18 protein-coding genes and 1 tRNA gene are annotated in these 18,895 nt (G+C 60.5%); all 19 read right to left on the bottom strand.

The genetic code is table 11. The features are described 5' to 3' along the window. Positions 1–132 precede the first annotated feature (132 nt). A complete protein-coding gene (locus AC097L_RS10340; RefSeq protein WP_479586281.1) occupies positions 133–1,857 on the bottom strand; it encodes a YfjI family protein in 1,725 nt (574 codons plus the stop codon). Further along, positions 1,850–2,317, bottom strand: a complete 468-nt coding sequence (locus tag AC097L_RS10335) for a CHC2 zinc finger domain-containing protein (RefSeq protein ID WP_479586280.1) — start codon at positions 2,315–2,317, stop codon at positions 1,850–1,852. The genes AC097L_RS10340 and AC097L_RS10335 overlap by 8 nt, the downstream gene beginning before the upstream one ends. Beyond that, on the bottom strand, positions 2,310–2,606 hold the full coding sequence (locus AC097L_RS10330; RefSeq protein ID WP_479586279.1) for a helix-turn-helix domain-containing protein: 297 nt from the start codon (positions 2,604–2,606) through the stop codon (positions 2,310–2,312). The genes AC097L_RS10335 and AC097L_RS10330 overlap by 8 nt, the downstream gene beginning before the upstream one ends. 147 nt (positions 2,607–2,753) lie before the next feature. Next, complete coding sequence (locus AC097L_RS10325; RefSeq protein ID WP_479586278.1) at positions 2,754–2,999, bottom strand: helix-turn-helix transcriptional regulator; 246 nt, start codon at positions 2,997–2,999, stop codon at positions 2,754–2,756. A gap of 94 nt (positions 3,000–3,093) precedes the next feature. Next, entirely contained in the window at positions 3,094–3,309 is a 216-nt protein-coding gene (locus AC097L_RS10320; protein WP_479586277.1) for a helix-turn-helix transcriptional regulator, read from the bottom strand. A gap of 887 nt (positions 3,310–4,196) precedes the next feature. After that, positions 4,197–5,435: a tyrosine-type recombinase/integrase gene (locus AC097L_RS10315; RefSeq protein ID WP_479586276.1), complete on the bottom strand. Its 1,239-nt coding sequence runs from the start codon at positions 5,433–5,435 to the stop codon at positions 4,197–4,199. Between the two features lie 227 nt (positions 5,436–5,662). Next, positions 5,663–5,739: transfer RNA gene (locus tag AC097L_RS10310), tRNA-Pro, on the bottom strand. Positions 5,740–5,765: 26 nt separating this feature from the next. Further along, positions 5,766–6,215 carry a MerR family transcriptional regulator gene (locus tag AC097L_RS10305; RefSeq protein WP_479586275.1) on the bottom strand — a complete coding sequence of 150 codons (450 nt, stop codon included), beginning with the start codon at positions 6,213–6,215 and terminating at the stop codon, positions 5,766–5,768. Positions 6,216–6,355: 140 nt separating this feature from the next. Next, a complete protein-coding gene (locus AC097L_RS10300) occupies positions 6,356–6,667 on the bottom strand; it encodes an integration host factor subunit alpha (RefSeq protein WP_479586274.1) in 312 nt (103 codons plus the stop codon). Between the two features lie 41 nt (positions 6,668–6,708). Beyond that, on the bottom strand, positions 6,709–9,159 hold the full coding sequence (gene pheT, locus AC097L_RS10295) for a phenylalanine--tRNA ligase subunit beta (protein WP_479586273.1): 2,451 nt from the start codon (positions 9,157–9,159) through the stop codon (positions 6,709–6,711). A 21-nt stretch (positions 9,160–9,180) separates the two neighbouring features. Next, entirely contained in the window at positions 9,181–10,233 is a 1,053-nt protein-coding gene (gene pheS / locus AC097L_RS10290) for a phenylalanine--tRNA ligase subunit alpha (RefSeq protein ID WP_479586272.1), read from the bottom strand. Positions 10,234–10,336: 103 nt separating this feature from the next. Then, entirely contained in the window at positions 10,337–10,696 is a 360-nt protein-coding gene (gene rplT, locus AC097L_RS10285; protein ID WP_295956883.1) for a 50S ribosomal protein L20, read from the bottom strand. A gap of 26 nt (positions 10,697–10,722) precedes the next feature. Further along, positions 10,723–10,926, bottom strand: coding sequence for a 50S ribosomal protein L35 (gene rpmI / locus AC097L_RS10280; protein WP_295956885.1), 204 nt, complete (start codon positions 10,924–10,926; stop codon positions 10,723–10,725). Positions 10,927–11,128: 202 nt separating this feature from the next. After that, positions 11,129–11,731 carry a translation initiation factor IF-3 gene (infC, locus tag AC097L_RS10275; RefSeq protein WP_315240889.1) on the bottom strand — a complete coding sequence of 201 codons (603 nt, stop codon included), beginning with the start codon at positions 11,729–11,731 and terminating at the stop codon, positions 11,129–11,131. Positions 11,732–11,820: 89 nt separating this feature from the next. After that, positions 11,821–13,728 (bottom strand): threonine--tRNA ligase, encoded by a 1,908-nt coding sequence (gene thrS / locus AC097L_RS10270; protein WP_479586271.1) that lies wholly within the window; start codon positions 13,726–13,728, stop codon positions 11,821–11,823. A 215-nt stretch (positions 13,729–13,943) separates the two neighbouring features. Continuing rightward, a complete protein-coding gene (locus AC097L_RS10265) occupies positions 13,944–15,509 on the bottom strand; it encodes a DHA2 family efflux MFS transporter permease subunit (protein ID WP_479586270.1) in 1,566 nt (521 codons plus the stop codon). Between the two features lie 7 nt (positions 15,510–15,516). Continuing rightward, positions 15,517–16,839: an EmrA/EmrK family multidrug efflux transporter periplasmic adaptor subunit gene (locus AC097L_RS10260; RefSeq protein WP_479586269.1), complete on the bottom strand. Its 1,323-nt coding sequence runs from the start codon at positions 16,837–16,839 to the stop codon at positions 15,517–15,519. A gap of 48 nt (positions 16,840–16,887) precedes the next feature. Further along, positions 16,888–18,366, bottom strand: coding sequence for an efflux transporter outer membrane subunit (locus AC097L_RS10255; protein ID WP_479586268.1), 1,479 nt, complete (start codon positions 18,364–18,366; stop codon positions 16,888–16,890). Then, positions 18,356–18,895 (bottom strand): MarR family winged helix-turn-helix transcriptional regulator, encoded by a 540-nt coding sequence (locus AC097L_RS10250; protein WP_479586267.1) that lies wholly within the window; start codon positions 18,893–18,895, stop codon positions 18,356–18,358. Before AC097L_RS10250 ends, AC097L_RS10255 begins: the two co-directional genes overlap by 11 nt.

The following is an 18,895-nucleotide window of genomic DNA, read 5'->3' as shown; positions in this document are numbered from 1 at the left end:
CTACAAAACCTACGGAACCTGGTTTTGTAGGTTCTGTAGCGTCAGGCCGGGGCACATTTACCGGATATACCGCGTCCGTGGTGTCTGCGGTGCCTACCGGGTGGGCCTGTTGCTTCAAGCGTGCCAGCCAGTTCATACGCGGCCCCCAGTCTTGAGTGCAGCCGGATGGATGGTGTATTGCTCACTGGGTCGCCCCCCTTCCGCGCCGCTATGCACCACGTCGCGCCGCAACCAGTCGTAGTCGGCCAGCAGGTCGCAGGCTTTGCGCACCGCATCGGGTGTGTCCAGTCCGGCCCAATGTTTGATGGCCACTTGGCGGGGGGTGAAACTGTCGAGCAGTACGCCGTCGCGGTCGGCCAGCTTGCCGCTTTGGATCTTGGCCAGCAGGGTGCGCGCTCCGGCGGTTTCAGGAATGACTGCCGCCGCATACAGGCGCTCGGCGTGGCTGCGCAGGTAATCGCCCCACGCCAGCGCCCGCACCAGTTCTCGCTCTTGCACCAGGCCCCCGCTATTGGGGGTGTCGATCAAGGCAAACACCAGCGCCAGCGCCGGGATCAGTTTGCGGTACTTGGCCAGGTGGCTTTCCATGGCCGGGTGCAGTTCGCCCCTTTTTAGCTCTTGCTCGAAGGGGATGCGCCATTCCACGTACAGGGCTTGGGCTGCGGTATCGAAGCGCCATACGGTGGGTTCGGAGTCGCTGGCGGGTTCCAGTTGGGCCAGGCGCTCGAATACCGCCCAGGCGGTAAGTTTGGCGGGGGTGTCGGGCCAGCGGTCTACGTGCACAAACTTGCCGTGGGTGTCGGGCCATACCGCCAGGCCGAAGCGTTGTAACAGGCCATCGTCGGCACTGCCGCCTGCGACTGCGCCGCGCACGTACTCCTGAATCCTGCCGGGCTGGATGCCGCCGATCAGGGACAGGCAGACACGCGGGATATGGACGGTGCCGCGTCCTATGCGGTCGAAGGTGTAGCCCTGGTTGCCGTCGTAGCTTTGCAGGTAAAAGCCCCGTGCGCCCTCTTGGCCTTGCTTGTCCATTCCGGTCAGCAGTGCATAAAGTTCGTCGCGGTAGCCCAGGGTGCCCCAGGGGTTGGCTGTCAGCAGCTCGCCCAGTTTCTCCACCGTGGCATCGTTGACCACAAAGCGCCGGGCTTGGGGTTCGGCGGGTGCTTCTACCGGGGAGAGCAAGGCGCGGGCTTTGGCTGGGTCTTTGGTCACGGCGGCTTTGGCCTGCTTCTCCCGGTCGGCGGTTTGCAGTTCGGCCACCTTGCCGTCAAGTGCCCAGGCTTCGTGTGCGGCCTGCCATAGCTCGTGTTCGTTGGCCTGCAGGCGCTGCAACGGTTTCAAGGCTTCGCCCAATGCGGGGGACTTCATCACACCCGGGCGGCCCACGATCAGCCCCCACAGGTTGGGCACCACCTGCCAGTCGTCTTTGGCTTTAGGTTGCACCACGGCACGAGCACCTACCAAGCTGGACAGTGCCACTACCGCGCCGACGGCGGGAAAGTCGGGCGGGCATTGCATCCGGTCGGCAATGTCGACCACCCAACCGCGCAGTGCCTCGGGCATCAATTCGGGGTCGAAGGCCTGCACCGGGGGCAGGCTGTCGGGCAGGGGTACGGGGTCAGGCCAAGTGTGTGCGGATGGCGTGGGGCTGTCTGCCCGGTCTGACGCACCGTGGGCGATGGGTGGAAAGATGGCCGATGCACCGGGGGCTGGGGTGCGTGGCTGCGCCCTGCCCTGCCAAGGTGACACAGTGGAGGGCACTGTTAGCGGCACCGTGGTGGCCTTGCCTTGGATGTCGGCATCCAGGCGGGCCAGGTGGCGCGCAAATTCGGTGTGCTGGATTGCATCAAGCATTGGCCACCTCCGCGATGTGCTGGATGCGTCCGGTCGCGGTCAGCAGGCGTTGTTTGTCCAACGCCGATACAGCCCGGCCCGCTGCCAGGTCGCAGGCCACCATGCAGACCACCAGGGCCTCGAAGCCGATCACCTGCAGCAGTGCCCGCGCCGGGATGGCGGCAGGCCGGGTGCTGCCGGTGTAGGCGTGGCCGTCCTCCCGGTAGGCACCCAGGGCTTTGGCCGCATCGACAAACTCCAGGCCATGGGCGGCCCGGTGGTAGGCCAGTACGTCGCCGCCTTTGGCGTTGCAGGCCATGCAGACAAACGCGCCGCTATCGGTCTGGATGCGCAGGGAGTCGCTGCCGCCGTGGAATTCGCAGCGGGTGGTGCGCCACTTGCCCCGGCCTTGCAGCACCAGGTCCCGCGCTTCGTAGTAGCCGATGGGTTCGGGCAGTTGCTCGCGGATGAATTCACCCATGGGGGCCTCCCATCCCTTCGACGCGCAGCACGTACACGCCCACGCGGTGCTGTTGGCCGGATTCCGTGGCGATGGTTTGCCAGTGGGTGTCGATGGCGCTGCCTGCATTGCGCAATTGCATCACCCGGGCGCGGGGGTCGTACACGTCCAAGTAGCGGCTGGCCTCGAAGGTGGACAGGGGGAACAGGGCGAGCGCGGCCCGGATGCGGTCGCATTGGGTCCAGCCACTGTCGCCGGGGTGGCGGTCGCGGATCTGGTGCAGGGCGTCGATCTTGTAGGGGGTGGTCATGCGATACCCCTTAACGTGAGTGCCAGCCAGGTGGCGCAGCGGACTGTGGCGCAATGGATGCGGGCGTAGAGTGCTACTTTTTGTGTAGAGGATGGAACGGCGGAGCACGCTGTAGCCCGTGTGTGGGTGTTTGTCATGGTCTACCCCTTAAACGTTGGCCAGTTCGGCCCGCTTGGCGTGCAAACGGTTCACCAGCGCCTTGATTTGCTCATCGGTGTGGCCTGCGATACGCGCAGCATTAATTGCCGCAACCTCGTAGTCTGGCCACCCCTTTGACCGCGCACCCAGCGAAACGCCTCGGGTGAACAGCCCGACCCGGATGGCGTTATAAATGCTGGCGTGGCTGCGGTGGCCCGTTTCTGCCTTAACGGCGTTCATTCTGAGAATGGTCATTGCTTACCTCCCAGTACGCCATAGGATTGAGCAGAAGTGCTAAAGGGCGTGCGGTATCCCGGCGTTGCGCCGTGCGTGGTGATGCGTCCCATGGTTAAACCGCCCGCGCTTTGAAATAGGCTTCAATGGCATTCACGTCAAACAGGGTCACACGGGCTCCCGCTTTAGTTGGCTTGGGAAAGTCGGGGGAGTGTTTGAGCCAGTGCCACAACGTGGACGGCGCAATCTGGTAGCGGTCACACACGGCTTTTGCGCGTGCGTACTGCGGGGCTGTGGCTTCCGTGGGGATGGCCTGAGGGGTAACGGGCATGGATGCCTTTTTAAAAACAATAATCCACCGGACCCACAAAGCAGGTCCAAAAAAATACTGTCTAGCGCAGGCACTCCAAGCGTTTCCACTTAGCAATTCGTAAGGATATTGATATGCAAGGATGCATATTTTTCCTAGAATCCAAGACTGTAAGTTGCAATACTTATTGGCCTTGTGCCCTGAACCCGTCATCGCCTCCTACAGCTTTGACGGGTTTTGCTTTTCAGCGGCTTATCGGACAAGGCTATATCGAAATACAGCGAATTCATCCAACAGGGTGATTATGCGATTACTTTGCACTATCCACAAACTTGCCTCGTTGTGTATCGCGGCCGTGTATCGCTTTTCCGTTAAATGGAGGATTGGGTAGCCAAATTAAGCAACGCTGTACTGGAGGCGGCTTGATGGCCACTGTGGGGCTTGGCTAATAAAACCATCAGCTTTTTAAGATGAGGCTATTCGTGCAATCAAGGTTCAATGCAAGCCCTAAAACAGCCATCTATCCACAGGTAGAAAAGTTATCCACATGATTCTGTGGATAAGTTCTAAAAATCATTAGCAAATAGGCTGTGGATTGTGCAATCTATTGAGATCTCCTGAAGTGTAGAAACACTTCGTTGCGATCTATTGCGATAAGCTATTTAAATCTATCCACCGGGTTAGACAGGAACAAGTTGTGCCACAACTTGCCAAGCGAATAACGATGGCGGATTGCAATAAGACATCACCCAACACAAACAAGATGTTTCCATGCAGCTTTTTAGCAACATCTAAAGATAATTTTCGATGCCACAGAAAAACATGAACGCTTTGCTGTCGAAATCGCTGCAGTTATCGCCTATCTTGTTCAACTCATCGAACTCGTGATTAGGCGCGACTCAAAACCACTAGGCCACCCGCAACTCCACCACATCCGCCCCGATAGCCAGCTTGTCCAGATAGTCCGCCCATTGCTGCATCATCGTTGCACGGTGTTTCAGGTACTGGGTGCGGTTGTAGGCCCGCCCGTTGGCATCTTTCACCGCGTGGGCCAGTTGGGCCTCAATGACCAGCGGATCAACGTTCAATTCTTCCGCCAGCAGCGTGCGTGCCGTGGCCCGGAAACCATGCACGCTCTGCACGTCGGGGCCGTAACCTAGCGTCAGTAATGCGGCGCGTAGCGTGTTGTCCGATATGGGGCGGTCGTGGCTGCGTTCGCCATGGAACACCAAAGCACCGTGCCCGGTCAGCGGGTGCAGTTTGCGCAGTATCTCCACTGCCTGCCAGGGCAGCGGCACCAGGTGTGGGTCGCCATTGCGCTTGCCCTCCACACTGCGTTTCATCCGTGCTGCGGGGATCGTCCACAGCGCCGCGTCCAGGTCGATCTCTGCCCAGGCTGCGGCCCGTAGTTCGCCGGGACGTTGGAACAGGATGGGGGCAAGTTGCAACGCTGCCCGCACAATCGGCCCACCCTGGTAGCCGCGGATGCAGCGGATCAACTCGCCCAGCTTTACCGGGTCGGTGGTGGCGGCGAAGTGCTTGCCGTGGTGGGGCTTCAATGCGCCTTTGATATCGGCGCTCACGTCCCGCGCAGCCCGGCCCGTAGCCACGGCATAGCGCCACACCTGCCCTGCGGTCGTTAGCACCCGGTGGGCCACATCCAATGCGCCGCGTTCTTCCACCCGCCGCACCGCTGCCAGTAGCTCTATGGGTTCAATGTCGGCAATGCGCCGGGCCGCAAACAGCGGGAACAGGTCTTTTTCCAGGTTGCGTTTCTCGCGGATGGCGTAGTGGCTACTCCAACTGTCCAGCTTGTTGGCGTACCACTCCAATGCGGTGGCCTTGAAGGTGTCGCCGTCCGGGATAAGTGCTTTCAGCTTTTCGATCTTGCGTGCCTGTACGGGGTCACGGCCTTCGGACTTTTGCAGCTTGGCCGCATCGCGGGCCTTGCGTGCCGCCGTAAGGCTTACATCGGGGTAGCTGCCAAGGGCTAGTTGCTTCTCGACCCCGGCAATACGGTATTTCAGAAACCACCGCTTGGAACCGGCTGGGCTGACTTGCAGGTACATACCGCCTGAATCACTAAGCCGCGCCTGCTTCTTGTCGGGCGGGCAAATGGCGTTTCTGCATTGGGCATCCGTCAGCATGGGGGTACATCCTCTATCGGGTTGGGGGTACAGGTGCTGTTTTGACTGGGGAATGGGGGTACAACACCCCTATCCCCCCCATTTCGCCCCTCTGTACCCCCGTTTGTACCCCCGCTTTAGGCTGTCAGTCAATGTAGCCCTTTGTACATCCCTGCCCTGTAAGCTACTGATTTACCAATGAAAAAAGCCGCTAGGGATTACTCCTTAGCGGCTCTTATCGTTCGTAATGGTCGGTGTGAAAGGATTCGAACCTTCGACCCCTTGCACCCCATGCAAGTGCGCTACCAGGCTGCGCCACACACCGATCTAGCCTTGAATTATAGCCTGCGCTTAGAGCACTTCTGAGAGAAGGTCACGAATTTCGAATAATTCTTGGCGTACTGACAGAAGATGCTGGACAGCCGCCTCGTCATAGTCAAGCGTCATCACGTCCTCAAGGCGTTCGAAAGGCGTATCACCCTCGTCAAGGACATCAATCCCGTCTAACAAAACCTCGCCATTACGCTGTTTGTCCCTTTCCCCCAGCACCAACTCCTGCAACTTGTTGCGAGCACCACTGATAGTAAAGCCTTGGTCGTACAGCAGGTCGCGGATACGGCGGATCATCAGCACTTCATGGTGCTGGTAATAACGCCGGTTGCCACGCCGCTTCATGGGGCGCAACTGGGTGAACTCTTGCTCCCAATAACGCAGCACATGCGGCTTGACACCGCACAGCTCGGCGACTTCACCGATAGTGAAGTAGCGTTTAGCAGGGATGGACGGGAGAGAATTTCCCATAGAAATCAGTGTGATCCTGTGAGTTTGCAAGCAGTTGATGAGGTTACCTGAAGTAATAGCCGCACAGAAAAATACTTCGCAGCGCCTCGGTAGCCAACGTGGCAACTATCACACCTGCGCAGGCAGGTCGAACCACCCATTCAGCCCTGTATTTGCTCTTTGAGCTTATGGCTGGCGTGGAAAGTCACGACTCGGCGCGCTTCAATAGGAATGGCCTCGCCGGTACGCGGGTTACGGCCAGGCCGCGGGGCTTTAATACGGATCTGGAAGTTGCCAAAACCAGAAATCTTGACATCCGTGCCCTCCACCAGGCTGGTGCTGACCAGGTCAAAAAATGCATCCACCATGTCTTTGGACTCGCGCTTGTTCAGGCCAATTTGCTCAAACAGCAAGTCGGCAAGCTGCGCTTTTGTCAGGGCTGGGGTTTCCAGACTTTCAACCGCAATTTCCACGGCTTTCTCCAAGTTGTGGTGTGGGATCAAAACCGCTCTGCTCAGGCACGCAGCCGCGCGCCGCACTGTGTGACCAGTTGCGCCAGCACCGATTGCACAGCGGATTCAATTTGAGGTTCGGTTAGCGTGGCATCCGGGCTGTTGAGTGTCAAACGCAGCGCTACGCTCTTCTCTCCAGGCAACAGACTGCCTGGTGCCGCCGTTGGCGCAGCCTCCACGCCCTTTGCCACGGGCTTGGGACGGTAAATATCAAACAGCAGCGTGTCACGCAACAATCCATGGGTAGCTGCCGCCTGGGCGGCAACCATCAATGCCGAATGCGTTACCGATTCGGCCACGATGACGGCAATATCGCGCTCCACCAACTGGTGTTTGGCCACAGGCGCAAACATCGCCACGGGGCGTTGCAGCACCGCGTCCAGCTCCAGCTCGAACAACATCGGTGCCTGCGCCAAGTCGTAGGCCTGGCGCCATTGCGGATGCAACTCGCCGATAAAACCAATCGCCTGCCCTGCGACCAGCACCCGCGCGCAACGGCCAGGGTGAAGCGCTGAATGTTCGGCGGGCTCAAATTGAACGGACAGCGGTCCCAGCAGCGCCTCCACATCGCCCTTCATGTCGAAGAAATCGGTCGCTTGTTCGCTGCGACCCCATTGCAGGCGGTCGGCTGCACCAAAGCTGAGACCCGCCACCCGCATGGGCTGGTGGAAGCCTGCGACGGTGGTGTCCGAGTTGACCACGCTGGCGTCCCGCAAAAATACCCGACCCAGCTCGAACACGCGCACCCGTTGCGCCTTGCGGTCGAGGTTAAACTTCAAAACTTGTAGCAAAGAACCCATCAAGGACGAGCGCATGACACTCATTTGGCTTGTAATCGGGTTTAGCAACTGAATGGGCTTGGCGTTACCCGCCAATTCATGCTCCCAGCGCGCTTCAACAAAGCTGAAATTGATGGTTTCCTGGTAACCCAAACCGGCCAGCGCACGGCGCACAGCAAACGGGCTGCGTTGCGCTTCAGACCGGATTTTGGCGGTGATCGGGGCCAGTGGTGGCGTGGTTGGCAGCTGGTTGTAGCCCACCATGCGCACCACTTCTTCGATAAGGTCTTCTTCAATGGTCAGGTCGAAGCGGTAGGACGGCGGGGTCACGGTCAGCACGCCATCGCCCTCCACCACCGGCAAGCCAAGGCGGGTCAGGGCATCGGCGCACTGGGCCTGGGTCAGCGGCATACCGATGACCTTGATGGCACGTGCTACGCGCAAGGTGACGGGTACGGCTTGCGGCACGTTCACCTGGGTGTCGTCCATCGGGCCTGCTTCGCCGCCGCAGATGTCCAGAATCAGCTGGGTGATACGTTCCAGATGCTCCACCGTGTGGCTGGCATCCACGCCGCGCTCGAAGCGGTGGCCCGCATCGGTAGAAAAGTTGTAGCGGCGCGAACGGCCCGCAATAGACTTGGGCCACCAGAAGGCAGCTTCGGCGTAAATGTTGACCGTGTCATCCGACACGGCGGTGGCATCGCCGCCCATGATGCCGGCCAGCGATTCGACCTGGCGGTCATCGGCAATCACGCCGACTTTTTCATCGACGATGACGGTATTGCCGTTCAGCAGCTTGAGCTGCTCGCCAGGCAGGCCCCAGCGCACATCGAGTCCGCCATGGATCTTGTCCAGGTCGAATATGTGCGACGGGCGGCCCAGTTCAAACATCACATAGTTTGAAATATCCACCAGTGCCGTCACGCTGCGCTGGCCGCAACGCGCCAGACGGTCCACCATCCACTGCGGGGTGGCAGCTTTGGGGTTGACGTTACGCACCACGCGGCCCGAAAAGCGGCCACACAGGTCCGGGGCGCTAATCTTGACTGGCACAAGGTCGGCGATTTTCACCGGCACCGCTGGAAAACTAGGCTGCAGCAAAGGCGCACCGGTCAGCGCAGCGACTTCGCGGGCCACGCCAAACACGCTCAGGCAATGCGCCAGATTCGGCGTCAGCTTCAGGGTGAACAGGGTGTCGTCCAGCGCCAGGTGTTCGCGGATGTCTTGGCCCAAAGGCGCGTTGGCCGCCAGCTCCAACAGGCCACCATGGTCTTCGGACAACTTGAGTTCGCGGGCCGAGCACAACATGCCCTGGCTTTCCACACCACGCAGCTTACCAACCTTGATCAGGAAAGGTTTGCCGTCTTCGCCGGGGGGCAACTCGGCCCCGACAAGCGCGCAGGGTATGCGGATACCGACACGGGCATTCGGTGCACCGCAAACGATATTCAGCAACTCTGCTTGGCCGACATCCACCGTGCAGACGCGCAGGCGGTCGGCATTCGGATGCTGTTCGGCCGTTTTGATTTCGCCCACGACGATGCCGGCGAACGGCGGGGCCACGGGTTTGAGCTCTTCGACTTCCAGCCCGGCCATGGTCAAAGTGTCGGCCAGTTGCTCGGTGGTCAGGTCGGGGTTACAGAAAGCGCGCAACCAGGATTCAGGAAATTGCATGGTCTAGTTCTGCTGAAAGGTTTATTGAAATTGGCTGAGGAAACGGATGTCGCCATCAAAAAACAGTCGCAGGTCGTTCACGCCGTAGCGCAGCATGGTCAGACGGTCGGGGCCCATGCCGAAGGCAAAGCCGATGTATTTCTCGGGGTCCAGACCCATATTGCGCACCACGTTCGGGTGCACCTGGCCAGAGCCTGCCACTTCCAGCCAACGGCCCGACAATGGGCCGCTCTGGAATTGGATGTCAATCTCGGCACTGGGCTCGGTGAATGGGAAGAAGCTGGGGCGAAAACGCAGCACCAGATCGTCCGACTCAAAGAAGGTGCGGCAGAAATCGGTGAAAACCACTTTCAGGTCTTTGAAGCTGACGTTCTCGCCGATCCACAGGCCTTCGCACTGGTGGAACATCGGCGAGTGGGTGGCATCGCTGTCCACACGGTAGGTGCGGCCGGGCGCGATCACGCGGATCTCGGGCATCACTTGACCTGCATCGATGGCAGCGCGGTGCTTCTTGACGTGCGTGACCGCATGGCGGATCTGCATCGGGCTAGTGTGGGTGCGCAACAGGTTGGGTGCGGTGGCAGTGCCGCCTTCGACGTAAAACGTGTCGTGCATGGAGCGCGCAGGGTGGTCTTCGGGCGTATTGAGGGCAGTGAAGTTGAACCAGTCGGATTCGATCTCGGGGCCCTGGGCGACTTCAAAACCCATGGAGCCAAAGATAGCCTCGATGCGCTCCAGCGTAAGGGATACAGGGTGCAAACCGCCCTGCCCGCGCTGGCGACCTGGCAAGGTCACGTCGAGGGCTTCGGCCTTGAGCTGCTGCTCCAGCTCGGCGTCGGCCAAGGCTTTGCGGCGCGCGGTCAAGGCAGCTTCGATGGCTTGTTTGGCCAGGTTGATGGAGGCACCGCGTGATTTTTTTTCTTCTACGCTCAAGGCCCCCATGCCCTTCATCAGCTCGGTGATGCGGCCGGATTTACCTAAAAACTGGGCTTTGACATTCTCCAGATCGGCGGGCGTGCTGGCCCCCTGGAAACTGCTGTGTGCTGCACTGACAATCGCGTCCAACTCGTTCATAAGATCTCTTGGAAATGACAAAGGGCTAGCGCTCTTTCAAGCTCTAGCCCTTGGTTTACTTGCGCAGAGTGCTACTCAAAGAATAGCAAACTAGCCTGGGGAATCAAGCAGCCAGACGGGCCTTGACTTGCTCCACGATGCTGGCAAAAGCTGCCTTGTCGTGCACAGCGATATCGGACAGCACTTTGCGGTCGATCTCGATGGCTGCCTTTTTCAGGCCATTGGCGAACTGGCTGTAGGTCAGACCGCATTCACGCGCAGCGGCGTTAATACGGGCAATCCACAGTTGACGGAACACCCGCTTGCGGGTCCGACGGTCACGGTAGGCATATTGCCCAGCCTTCATTACCGCTTCTTTGGCGACGCGGTAAACATTACCGCGGCGACCGCGGAAGCCTTTTGCAAGGGCGAGAACTTTTTTGTGGCGGGCGCGAGCCGTTACACCACGTTTGACGCGAGGCATGTATTTACTCCTTGTTCGTCGTTAAATTAAATACCACGGCCGGGCAGCATCTGCGCCATGTGACCCATGTTGGTCTCATGCACTGCAGTCGTACCGCGCAACTGGCGTTTATTTTTGGTGGTCTTCTTGGTCAAAATGTGACGTTTGAAGGCGTGGCCGCGTTTGACGGTACCACCTGGACGAACGCGAAAGCGTTTTTTCGCCGCGCTCTTGGTCTTCATTTTGGGCATTTCAATGCTCCTGTTCATTGTGCTCGTGAGGCGCTGGAAACCGATCCCAGACTTGTTGGCCCCGAGCCACTTGTAGTGGCGAGTTCTCACTTACCACTTGTCAATGGCGAGTTTTCACTCTCCACTGGGGCAGAGAAACTTACATTTCTGCGTTTTTCTCTGCATTTACAACCCGCAAACCAAGGCCTGCGAGCTGAAATTCTTACGATGCCGTTGCGGGCGCTGGCGCAGCTTCTGCTGCAGGCTTGCTGGACGCGGGCTTTTTCTTGCCGGGTGCGATCATCATGATCATCTGGCGGCCTTCCAACTTGGGAAACTGCTCCACGATGATCAGGTCTTGCAAGTCGTTGCGGATGCGTTGCAGCAAGGCCATACCGATTTCCTGGTGGGTGATTTCTCGCCCCCGAAAACGCAAAGTGATCTTGCACTTGTCGCCGTCGGCCAGGAAACGCTTGATATTGCGCATCTTGATGTTGTAGTCGCCATCGTCGGTGCCGGGACGGAATTTGATTTCCTTGATCTCGATCACCGTCTGCTTGGACTTCGCGTCGGCCGCTTTCTTTTGTTCCTGGTATTTGAATTTGCCGTAATCCATCAAACGACAGACCGGCGGGTTCGCCGTGGCAACAATTTCAACCAGGTCCACATCGTATTCACCGGCCAAACGCAGAGCTTCCATCAGGCTGACGATGCCTAGAGGCTCATTCTCTGGGCCGGAGAGACGAACTTCCGGGGCCATGATTTCACGGTTCAGACGGTGTTTGCGTTCTTCGCGGTGACGGCGATCACGAAATTCAGTAGCGATGGCTCAAATCCTTAAAAATCAAAATGCTATATTTTAAATAGCAACCACCGTAGACAGGACGTGCACTAAAGCCTAGGTTTATTTAAAAACTACAGTTTTAGAGTAATGTCGCTGGCAATTTTAGACTGGAAGTCCTGTAGCGACATCACACCGAGGTCAATATTGCCCCGGGCGCGCACTGCGACGGACCCGGCTTCTTTTTCTTTGTCGCCTACGACCAAGATGTAAGGAAGCTTTTGCATCGAATGCTCTCGTATTTTACGCGTTATTTTTTCATTGCGTAAATCCAACTGCACCCTAAGCCCTTGATCTTGCAGCGTTTTGGCAATTTCGCGACAGTATGCGTCTTGCGACTCCGAGATATTGAGGATGGAAACCTGCGCCGGAGCTAGCCAAGTAGGCAGTGCGCCCGCATGTTGCTCGATCAAAATGCCGATGAAACGCTCCAGGCTGCCAAGGATCGCACGGTGCAGCATGACTGGGCGGTGGCGGGCACCGTCTTCCCCCACAAACTCAGCATCCAGGCGCTCGGGCATAGAGAAATCGACCTGCATGGTGCCGCACTGCCACTGGCGGCCAATAGCGTCTTTCAGGGTGTATTCGATCTTGGGGCCGTAAAAGGCACCGTCGCCGGGGGAAATTTCAAATTCGACCCCGGAGGCACGCAGGCATTCCATCAGAGCGTGCTCGGCCTTGTCCCAGCTCTCGTCCGAGCCAATGCGCTTTTCCGGGCGCGTGGCCACCTTGTAGATGATGTTGCTGAAACCGAAATCGGCATAGACCTTTTGCAGCAGCGCGGTGTAGTTCACGCACTCTTGCAAGATCTGGTCTTCGGTACAGAAGATGTGGCCGTCGTCCTGCGTGAAGCCGCGCACGCGCATGATGCCGTGCAGGCCGCCCGAAGGCTCGTTGCGGTGGCACTGGCCGAATTCGCCGTAGCGCAATGGCAGGTCGCGGTAGCTCTTGATACCCTGCTTGAAGATCAGGATGTGGCCAGGGCAGTTCATCGGCTTCAGCGCGTATTCGCGCTTTTCTGATTCCGTAGTGAACATGTTTTCGCGGTACTTGTCCCAGTGGCCGGTTTTCTCCCACAGCGTCTTGTCGATGACCTGCGGGCCCTTGACTTCCTGGTAGCCGTTGTCTTGGTACACACGGCGCATGTACTGCTCCACGCCTTGCCACACCGTCCAGCCCTTAGGGTGCCAGAACACCAGGCCGGGGGCGTGGTCGTCGATGTGGAACAGGTCTAGCTCGCGGCCCAGCTTGCGGTGGTCGCGCTTTTCGGCTTCTTCGAGTTGCGTGAGGTAGTTTTGCAGATCGTCTTTGCTGGCCCAGGCCGTGCCGTAGACGCGTTGCAGCATTTCATTGTTGTGGTCGCCACGCCAGTAGGCACCGGCCAGCTTCATCAGTTTGAAGAATTTGAGCTTGCCCGTGCTGGGCACGTGGGGGCCGCGGCACAGGTCTTCGAACGCGCCTTCGCGGTACAGCGACACATCCTGGTCGGCCGGGATGCTGGCGATGATCTCGGCCTTGTAATGCTCGCCCAGGGCTTTGAAGTACGCCACGGCCTCGTCGCGCGGCAGTACGCGTCGGGTCACGGGCTCGTCTTTGGCGGCCAAGGCCGTCATCTTCTTCTCGATGGCGACCAGATCGTCAGGCGTGAACGGGCGCTTGTACGAAAAGTCGTAAAAAAAGCCGTTTTCAATCACCGGGCCGATGGTGACTTGCGCGTCAGGGAACAGGTCCTTGACGGCGTAGGCCAGCAAGTGGGCGGTGGAGTGGCGGATCACGTCCAGGCCATCCGCATCTTTGGCGGTAATGATGGCCAACGGGCTGTCCACCGTGATCTGGTGGCTGGTGTCGACGACCGTGCCGTTGATCTTGCCAGCCAGCGCGGCCTTGGCCAAACCGCTGCCGATGGAAGCAGCCACTTCGGCCACCGTCACCGGGCCAGGAAATTCGCGGACGGAACCATCGGGAAGCGTGATGTGGATCATGGTGTGGGAATTCTTTAAATGCCGGAACTGCAGAAAGCAAAAAGCGCGGTACACAGACCGCGCTTGCTCACAATTAAATAGCTGGATGCACTCAAGGTGCGCGGACTACGACCTGATCGTGCTTGTAACCAAAGAGGTTGTAGTTCGCGGTGTCATAACCTGGAGTGCCTTTCTCGCTCTTGTAAAAGGAATCGGGTCTTGATTTTAACCACGGATCAGTGCGCGCCCGCCGCCGCCTCTGCCGCCGCCTTGCCCATGGCTGCCGGGCGCTGGGTGATCCACACCAACGGGATCAGCAGCAAGAACAGAATGGACGAGGCAAAAAACACATCATTGGCCGCCAAAGTCGCTGCTTGCTGGCCGATCAGGCGGTTCACGGTTTCCAGTGCCTGCTGTGGCTCCATGCCCGCGCTGGCCAGGCCGTTCAACGCGCCGGTGGCGGTTTGCCGCCCCACGTTGATGTACTCGGTCAGCTGCGCATGGTGCAAGGTGGTGCGGCTTTCCCACACCGTGGTGACCAGCGATGTACCCATGGCACCGGCGGTGATCCGCACGAAATTGGTCAGGCCCGAAGCCGCCGGGATGCGGTCTGGCGTCAGGCCGGACAGTGTCAGGATGCTCAGCGGAATGAAGAAGCACGCCATCGCAATGCCCTGGATGACGGTGGGCACCATCAGCGTGGCCTCGTCGGCCTGCACGTTGAAGCGCGAGCGCATCCACAGTACGATGCCGAACACGATGAAGGCCATGGTGGCAAACAGGCGCGGGTCAAACTTGGCAATATTCTTGCCTACCACCGGCGACAAAATGATCGCCAGCAACCCCACCGGGGCCAGCACAAAACCAGCCTGCGTGGCGGTGTAGCCCATGTACTGCTGCAACCACAGCGGCAGCAGCACCACGTTGCCAAAGAACAGGCCGTAACCCACCGACGTGGCCAGCGTACCCGCCCAGAAGTTGCGCCGGGCGAACAGCCGCAGGTCGGTCACCGGGTGCTTGTCGGTCAGCTCCCAGGCCACAAAGAACAAGAAGCCCACCAGCGCCACCGCGGCCAAAATTTGCACCTCGGTAGAGTTGAACCAGTCCAGCTCCTTGCCCTTGTCCAGCATGATCTGCAGCGCACCCACCCAGACCACCAGCAGGGCCAGGCCCACGCTGTCGATCGGCAGTTTCTTGGTGGGCGACTCGCGCTTGCGGTACAGGCTCCAGGCGGCCCCGGCGGCCAGAATGCCGACCGGAATATTGATGTAGAAAATCCACGGCCACGAGATGTTGTCAGTGATCCAACCACCCAGTAGCGGCCCCATCACTGGCGCCACCAAGGTGGTCATGGCCCACATCGCCATCGCCGTGCCCGCCAGCGCTTTGGGGTAGCTGGACAGCAGCAACGCCTGCGACAACGGAATCATCGGCCCGGCCACAAAGCCCTGCAAGATGCGGAAGGCGATCAGCGTACTCATGTTGGGGGCCAGCCCGCACATCCAGGAGGCCAGAACGAACAGCAAAATGCTGATGACGAACAGCCGCACCTGGCCAAAGCGCTGCGACAGCCAACCGGTGAGCGGCACCGAGATAGCGTTGGCCACGGCAAAGCTGGTAATCACCCAGGTACCCTGGTTGGGGCTGACGCCCAGGTCCCCGGCGATGGCCGACAGGGACACGTTGGCAATCGACGAGTCCAGCACGTTCATGAACGTGGCAGTAGACAGGGCGATGGTGCCCCACATGCGGGCTGAACCCTCCAGTGGAGGCGGTGGCGTGTAGGTAAAAGCGGTCGCCATGGCGGGCTTATTGCACCTGAGCGGCGTGGGCAGCGGCCAGCTTGACCGGTGCATGGGCCACGGCCACGGCAACGGCCTTGTTGCCGAGGTTGGCGGTGATCACGCGCTGCACGTCGGCATCGGCACCACTCTCTGGCGTGGCCCCCACCTGCATGGTGGACAAGGCGGCCGTGCGTGGCGCTTCCGCCAGCATTTGACCGTCCTGCTTGGTCACGTCAATCGTGGCATCCATAGACAGGCCCACGCGCAGTGGATGGCTGACCAGTTGCTGCGGATCCAGGGCGATGCGCACCGGCACGCGCTGCACCACCTTGATCCAGTTGCCGGTAGCGTTTTGCGCCGGCAGCAGCGCAAAGGCAGCGCCCGTGCCCACACCCAGCCCGGCCACGGTGCCGGTGTATTCCATCTTTTTGCCGTACAGGTCGGCGGTCAGCTTGACGCTTTGGCCGATGCGGATGTTACGCAGCTGCACTTCCTTGTAGTTGGCATCCACCCACACCTGGCTCAGCGGGATGATGGACATCAAAGGCGCGCCTGCGGCGATGCGCTGGCCGAGCTGCACGGTGCGCTTGGCCACATAGCCGTCCACCGGGGCCAGGATGGCGGCGCGTTGGCTGGCCAGGTAGGCCTCGCGGACCTTTGCGGCAGCGGCCAGCACGCTGGGGTGCTGGTCGATGCTGGTGCCGTCGGTCATGGCCTGGTTGCTGGTCAGTTGCTCTTTGGCAGCGGCCACACCGGCCTGGGCCGCGGCTACGCTGGCCTGCACGGTGGACAGGCCGCTTTGAGCATTGGCCAACTGGGTTTGGGCATGGCTCAGTTCTTCTTTAGAGACCGCGCCGTTGCCAGTCAGGGCCTGGCGGCGGCGCAAATCATCCTGGGCACGGGCCACCTCGGCCTGGGCGCGGGCGATGTCGGTCTGGGTGCGGGTGACGTCTGCCGTGCGCAGAGCGATCTGGGCGGTCAGCGTGCCGTTGTTGGCGTACAGAGTGCGCACCTGGCGCACGGCCTGGGCCAGGTTGGCCTCGGCCTGGTCCAGGGCCAGCTTGGAGTCGGCGGGGTCGAGCTTGACCAGCGGCTGGCCGGCCTTCACAAAGTCGGTGTCGTCGGCCAGGATGGCCATCACGGTGCCGCCGACCTGCGGGGTGATCTGGATCACGTTGCCCTGCACATAGGCGTTGTCGGTGTCCTCAAAGTGGCTGGCGACGACGGCATCGTAGGCAATCCAGCCCAGCCCGGCCAGCACCACCACGGCGGCGATAGCGATCAGGGATTTTTTGCGCTGGGGGTTGGCAGCAGGAGTAGCGGGAGCGTTGTTTGTGGCATCAGACATGGTGTTCACCTCGGATAAATTTATAAGGAATGGGGCTCTAGCGCAGGCTTAATATGCGCTAGTAGCTATGGATTCAGTAGCAGATGCGCTGTAACCGCCCAGTACGGGAGCGGTGTCGGCATAGCCGCCACCCAAGGAGCGCACCAGCGCCACCTGCGTATCCAGAGCCCGGGCGGCCAGATCGACCTGCGACCGGCGTTGCGCCAGCACGGCGGTCTCGGATGTCAGCACGTTCAGGTAGTTGCCCAGCCCGGCGCTGTAGCGCTGCACGGCAATCTCGTAAGCGGCTTCGGCGGCTTGCTGCGCGGCGCGCTGCTCGGTTTGCTGGCGGGCGATGGACTGCTGCGAGGTGAGCTGGTCGGCCACGTCGCGCACGGCGTCGATCAGCGCGGCGTTGTAGCTCTCGACCGCAGCGTCCAGATCGGCAGTCTTGACCTTCAAACCGGCGCGCAAACGGCCCGCGTCAAAGATTGGCAGGTGGATGGCCGGGCCAATGCCCCACTGCTCGCTGCCCGCATGCAGCAGGTTGCCCAGGCCGATGCTGGAGAAACCGGCAAAGCCCACCAGGTTGATGTCAGGGTAGAACTGCGCCTTGGAGCTACTGACATCGGCACCCGCGGCGGCTACGCGCCAGCGAGCGGCGGCGATGTCGGCGCGGCGGCCCAGCAGGTCGGCCGGAATGGCCTGCGCATTTGCTGCGGTTTTAATAGCTGACAGCGCAGGCAGTACCAGCGCATCCGCCGCATTCGACTGACCCACCAGGGCCGACAGGCCGTTGCGGGCCAGGGCGATTTGCTCGTTCAGGGCTTCGATTTGTTGGCGGGCTTCGGGCAGGCTGCCCTGGCTTTGGTTCAGCTCCAGGCGGGTGTCCAGCCCGGCGTTGACGCGGTCGCGCACCAGCGACAGCAGCTCGTTGCGCTGGGCCAGGGTGCGGTTGGCCAGCTCCAGCTGGCCGTTCAGGCGCAGCAGCTGGAAGTAGCTGCGCGCCACTTGGCTGACCAGCAGCACGCGGGCGGCCTGGGTATCGGCCTGGGCGGCTTTGGCCTGGCCCAGGGCGGCATCGAGGGCCGCGCGGTTTTTGCCGAAAAAGTCCAGCTCCCAGCTGGCGGTGAGCTGGGCCGTGCCACTGTTGTAGATCTCACCCGCCAAAGGGGCGGGGTACAGGCCCTTGGCCGTGTAGAGCTGGCGCATGCCTTCTACATCGGCACCGACCTTGGGCAACGTGGCCGAGCGGGCCCCGTCGGTGGCGGCCTGGGCGCGGCGCAGGCGGGCCTGGGCCAGCTTCAGGCTAGGGCTGCCGTCCAAGGCCTGGGCGACCAGGCGGTCGAGCTGCGGATCAGCAAACCCGTGCCACCACTCAGCATCGACAGCAGCCACATCCGACGCACCAGCCACGGTGGCGGGCTGCGTCTGGGTCTGCATTTGGGCCTGGGGCGTGATGCCCGAAAAATTGGCACAGGCTGCCAGACTGGCCAGCGCAACGGCGGCCAGGGCCAGGCGCGGCACTGTAAAGGAATTAAACGGCATTGTTTTCTCCGGCATCGGATAGGGTTTGTTGGGCTTGTTGAAAATCGTTGGCGTTGTCGAGCATGCGGCGCAGGTAGCTTTTCAGGGCCTCCCACTCCTCGACCGAGAAGCCTGCGAGGTAGGCGTTTTGCACCCGGCTGAGCACTTCGGGGATGACCTTGGCGGCATCGCGCCCAGCTTCGGTGATCTCCAGATTGACCACCCGGCGGTCTTCGCTGGAGCGCACGCGCTGGCACAGACCTTTGGCCTCCAGGCGGTCGAGCATGCGGGTCATGCCACCGGCATCCAGCGTGCACACCCGGGCCAGCTCGGCCACGGTGGACACCTCACCGGTGGACAGCTTGAACAGCGGCTTCCACTGTGCATTGGTCAGGCCGCTGGGCTCGAACTGGCGCTCCAGCTCCTGGGTCAGAGTGTTGAAAACCCGCGACAGCAGGTGGCCGACACCATTGCCTCCGGCAACGTAGCTGTCCGACGCATAGAAAGCCGGGGCCGACGCTGCTGGCGGTGGGAGTGCTCGTGTAGTCAT

The sequence above is a fragment of the Rhodoferax sp. RT5P35 genome, assembly GCF_056521385.1.
Note: the sequence above shows the minus strand (reverse complement) of the source record. Positions and strands in the feature narration are given on the sequence as shown.